The following is a 578-nucleotide window of genomic DNA, read 5'->3' on the forward strand; positions in this document are numbered from 1 at the left end:
ATAATGTTTGAAGTTTTAAAGCAGCCTTCGGCACACTATTTCCATAGCCTTTCCAAATTAATTTTAATTCATCATTCACTGGTATAATTGAGCTATCACAAATTTTAATATCTGAAAAAAGTTGTAAACTACGTATATTATTCATCTTTTGAATTTTAAGATATTTTTCTTCTATAGTATTTTTAAAAACTTTCTCTAAAAATTCACTACCTTTTTCAAGTCTATTCTCCAATCCTTGTCTAGTTATTTCTTTACTTGAATCAATTCTTTCGTAGAAATCAGATAAGCTTCTTAAAGAAAGATTATCAACACTAAATGCACCAAAAGTAAATAGTTTAAAAAACATATTTCCATCTATTTTGCTGCGTCTTTGAATAAAGCCTACTTCTTTAGCAATTTTATTTAATCTTTTTTCAGAAAAAACACTTATATTTTTTGAAATTTTACTAATACTATTAATGAATTTCATATAAAGTCACTCCTTTCTTTAGGTTAACATACTATTAGGAGTGGCTTTTTTATTTGTTTTTATAACTAAAAAAGTTATGAAAAACATGAAAAATATGGCTTAGCTTTAC

Annotated in this window: 1 pseudogene; it reads right to left on the reverse strand. The window is 24.9% G+C overall.

The features are described 5' to 3' along the window. Positions 1-469 (reverse strand): annotated as a pseudogene (locus AZI32_RS17790) (IS4 family transposase); the annotation flags it as partial. Positions 470-578 lie beyond the last annotated feature (109 nt).

Origin of the sequence: Clostridium sp. ATCC 25772, from assembly GCF_001573875.1 — a bacterium.
GTDB classification, from domain to species: Bacteria; Bacillota; Clostridia; order Clostridiales; family Clostridiaceae; genus Clostridium_J; species Clostridium_J senegalense.